Source organism: Methylobacterium sp. WL116, from assembly GCF_008039455.1.
In the GTDB taxonomy this organism is placed as follows: domain Bacteria; phylum Pseudomonadota; class Alphaproteobacteria; order Rhizobiales; family Beijerinckiaceae; genus Methylobacterium.
Map to the genome: position 1 here is coordinate 1 of NZ_VRUV01000392.1, position 4,321 is coordinate 4,321.

A 4,321-nucleotide genomic window follows, 5' to 3' on the forward strand; every position below is an offset into this window, starting at 1 on the left:
GGCGAGGCCCTGGCGCACGGCGTCGGTGCGGGCGCGCTGCGCGACCAGCTCCGCCTTGAACTGCGACCCCTTCGAGGCGAGGAACAGGCTGGAGGCGCCGCGCTCGCGCTGGCCCTCGTGCGCGAAGGCGCTGATCCGCGAGGCGAGGCCGACAAGGTCCTCGACCTGGATCATCTCGGCGCGCTGCGCCATCCGGTCGGAGATCGCGACACCGGCCACCGCAGCGAAGGCGAGGCAGGGCGCCAGCGCCACCGCCACGATGCGTCCCCGCAAGGACATCGGAACACCGGTCTTCATTCGCCCACGCATCCCAAGTCTTCGTACCGCGTCGATACGGACGACTGCGCTACAACCGGTAAAGACGCCGTTGCCATCACAGGTCGATGCGCTGTTCGATCGTCGCTGGCGCGATCTTCAACGGCGGGAGCCCGTCGGCAGCGTATTCGCAGACCCGGACACCAGGACATCGGCGGGCGATGCGGACGCGTCGTCGGGGCGAGCCCCGGGCACGACTTCCGAACCTGCGCGAAAATCCGCGATCCCGCCGACGGATCGGGACGCGGCGGCATGCATTCCGGACGCCCGATCAAGACGCCGCGCCCGGCGCCGCCCTATCACGAGGCGCCGAGAGCGCGCGCGGCGGGTCGGCCGCGACGACGCCGGGCGTACCCTTGGGAGGCCATCATGATCCGTACCATCCTCGCCGCGAGCCTGCTGATCGCCGGCCTCGCCGCCGCCCGGGCCCAGACCGGCGACATGTCCTGCGCCGACTATCTCAAGGCCGACGCGCAGGCGCAGGCCTCGATGAGCGCCGCCGACAAGGCGATGATCGCCGCCGACCCGCAGGCGGCCGCGATGGACGCGAAGATGCGCGCCTACTGCAAGGCCAACCCGAAGGCCTCCTCGTCCGAGGCGGCGATGAAGGCGATGCAGTAATTCCGCCGGAGCCGCGCGCCCGGCACGGGCGCGCGGTGATCCTGGTCGTCGGCCGCCCCCCGAACGGGGCCGGCGCAGCGAAAAGATGCGGGCGGCCGCAGGGCCGGACGCGTCGCGGAACAAGGGCCGAGTTGCCCACGTACGCGTTTCGTTCTAGCAGACACGCGAGCATGCCGGGCCTGCGTCCCGCCCGCCGCACCTTGCCGAAGGCTTCGGACGGACGACATGACCCGGCGCGGCGGTCGCTTTCGCGATCGCCGGATCCCGCCCGTGTCGACGCCTCGAAAGACCGCCCCCGCCATGGCCAAAGCCGTCGCCGCCAAGACGCCTGCTGGCAACAAGACGCCTGCTGCCGATAAGACGCCTGCTGCCAAGACGCCCGCCGCGAAAACGCCGCACGCCAGGAAGCCGGCGAAGGCGAGCCCGGCCGCGCGGGCGGTCGAGGCCGAGGCCGGTGTCGACGCGAAGCTCGAGCGCCTGTTCGACCGCGAGACGCCGGCGGAGCGCGACCGGCGGGTGATCTCGGTGCGCGGCGCCCGCGAGCACAACCTGAAGAACGTCGACCTGACGATCCCGCGCGACAAGCTCGTGGTGTTCACCGGGCTCTCGGGCTCCGGCAAGTCGTCGCTCGCCTTCGACACGATCTACGCCGAGGGCCAGCGCCGCTACGTCGAGTCGCTCTCAGCCTATGCGCGCCAGTTCCTGGAGATGATGTCCAAGCCCGACGTCGACCAGATCGACGGGCTCTCGCCGGCGATCTCGATCGAGCAGAAGACCACCTCGAAGAACCCGCGCTCCACGGTGGGGACCGTCACCGAGATCTACGACTACATGCGCCTGCTCTGGGCCCGCGTCGGCATCCCGTACTCGCCGGCCACCGGCCTGCCCATCGAGAGCCAGACCGTGCAGCAGATGGTCGACCGCGTCCTGGCGCTGCCCGAGAAGAGCCGGCTCTACCTGCTCGCGCCCGTGGTTCGCGGCCGCAAGGGCGAGTACCGCAAGGAGATCGCCGAGTTCCAGAAGAAGGGCTTCCAGCGCCTGCGGATCGACGGCGAGTACTACCCGATCGACGACGTGCCGAAGCTCGACAAGAAGCTCAAGCACGACATCGACGTGGTGGTGGACCGGATCGTGGTGCGGGCCGACATCGCGAGCCGGCTCGCCGATTCCTTCGAGATGGCGCTCGAGCTCGCCGACGGCATCGCCGACATCGAGTTCGCCGACGTGCCGGAGGGCGAGACCCGGGAGAAGATCACCCTCTCGTCGCGCTTCGCCTGCCCGGTCTCGGGGTTCACCATCGCGGAGATCGAGCCCAGGCTGTTCTCGTTCAACAACCCGTTCGGCGCCTGCCCGACCTGCGGCGGCATCGGCCACGAGATGCGGATCGACGCCGAGCTGGTGATCTCCGACGAGGCCCTGAGCCTCAAGCGCGGCGCCATCGGCCCGTGGGCGAAGTCGACCTCGCCCTATTACGGGCAGACGCTCGACGCGCTCGCCCGGCATTACGGCTTCAAGACCGACCTGGCCTGGTCGCGGCTTCCCGAGGCGGCGCGCGCGATCATCCTCTACGGCTCCGGCAAGCAGTCGATCCGCTTCGACTACGACGACGGCATGCGCAAGTACGCCGTCAACAAGCCGTTCGAGGGCGTGATCCCCAACCTCGAGCGCCGCTACAAGGAGACCGAGAGCGACGCCGCGCGCGACGAGATCTCGCGCTTCATGAGCGAGACCCCGTGCGCCGCCTGCGGCGGCAAGCGGCTGAAGATCGAGGCGCTCGCCGTCAAGGTCGCGATGGAGGATATCGGCGCGGTCACCGCGCTCTCGGTCAGCGAGGCGCACCGCTGGTTCTCGGCGCTGCCGAAGAAGCTGACGCAGAAGCAGAACGAGATCGCGGTGCGGATCCTGAAGGAGATCCGCGACCGGCTGTCGTTCCTGGTCGACGTCGGCCTCGAATACCTAACGCTGGCCCGCGGCTCGGGGACCTTGTCCGGCGGCGAGAGCCAGCGCATCCGCCTCGCCTCGCAGATCGGCTCGGGGCTCACCGGCGTGCTCTACGTCCTCGACGAGCCGTCGATCGGCCTGCACCAGCGCGACAACGAGCGCCTGCTCGGCACGCTGAAGCGCCTGCGCGACCTCGGAAACTCGGTGATCGTGGTCGAGCACGACGAGGACGCGATCCTCCAGGCCGACTACGTGGTCGACGTCGGGCCGGGCGCCGGCATCCACGGCGGCCGGATCATCGCGCAGGGCACGCCCGAGGAGGTGCTGGCCCATCCCGACTCGCTGACCGCCAAGTACCTGACCGGTGAGAAGTCGGTGCGGACCCCGACCGCGCGGCGGAAGGGGCGCAAGGGCAAGCTCGGGGTGTTCGGCGCCCGCGGCAATAACCTCAAGAACGTCGACATCGAGATCCCGCTCGGCACCTTCACCTGCGTCACCGGCGTCTCGGGCGGCGGCAAGTCCACGCTGATCATCGACACGCTCTACAAGGCGGTGGCCAAGCGCCTGAACGGCGCGCTGGAGCATCCGGCGCCCTTCGACCGGCTCGAAGGGCTGGAGCACCTCGACAAGGTCATCGACATCGACCAGTCGCCGATAGGGCGGACCCCGCGCTCGAACCCGGCGACCTATACCGGCGCCTTCACCCCGATCCGCGACTGGTTCGCCGGCCTGCCCGAGGCCAAGGCCCGCGGCTACCAGCCGGGACGGTTCTCGTTCAACGTCCGGGGCGGCCGCTGCGAGGCGTGCTCGGGCGACGGCGTCATCAAGATCGAGATGCACTTCCTGCCCGACGTCTACGTCACCTGCGACGTGTGCAAGGGCAAGCGCTACGACCGCGAGACGCTGGAGGTGAAGTACCGCGCCAAGTCCATCGCCGACGTGCTCGACATGACCGTCGAGGAGGCCGCCGACCTGTTCAAGGCGGTGCCGACGATCCGCGAGAAGATGGAGACGCTCAAGCGCGTCGGGCTCGACTACGTCAGCGTCGGGCAGCAGGCGACGACGCTGTCGGGCGGCGAGGCGCAGCGGGTCAAGCTCTCGAAGGAGCTGTCGAAGCGTTCGACCGGCCGCACCCTCTACATCCTCGACGAGCCGACCACCGGCCTGCACTTCCACGACGTCGCCAAGCTGATGGAGGTGCTGCACGAGCTCGTCGACCAGGGCAACACGGTGGTGGTGATCGAGCACAACCTCGAGGTCATCAAGACCGCCGACTGGGTGATCGACATGGGCCCGGAGGGCGGCGACGGCGGCGGCGTGGTCGTCGCCCAGGGGACGCCCGAGCAGATCGCCGCGTCGACGGCGAGCCATACCGGGCGCTTCTTGCGCGACGTGCTCGCCCGCCGCCCCGCGGCGAAGCCGGCCGCTTCGCGGGCGGCGGTGG

Annotated in this window: 3 protein-coding genes; 2 read left to right on the forward strand and 1 reads right to left on the reverse strand. The window is 69.8% G+C overall.

Annotation, left to right across the window (positions count from 1 at the left end):
* Positions 1-297: nitrate- and nitrite sensing domain-containing protein (locus FV223_RS21165; protein WP_187276198.1), on the reverse strand; the 297-nt coding region annotated here is incomplete at its 3' end.
* Positions 298-684: 387 nt separating this feature from the next.
* Here FV223_RS21165 and FV223_RS21170 point away from each other — a divergent pair.
* A complete protein-coding gene (locus FV223_RS21170) occupies positions 685-936 on the forward strand; it encodes a hypothetical protein (RefSeq protein ID WP_147728850.1) in 252 nt (83 codons plus the stop codon).
* A 300-nt stretch (positions 937-1,236) separates the two neighbouring features.
* The coding region (uvrA, locus tag FV223_RS21175; RefSeq protein WP_147728851.1) for an excinuclease ABC subunit UvrA at positions 1,237-4,321 on the forward strand (3,085 nt) is incomplete at its 3' end.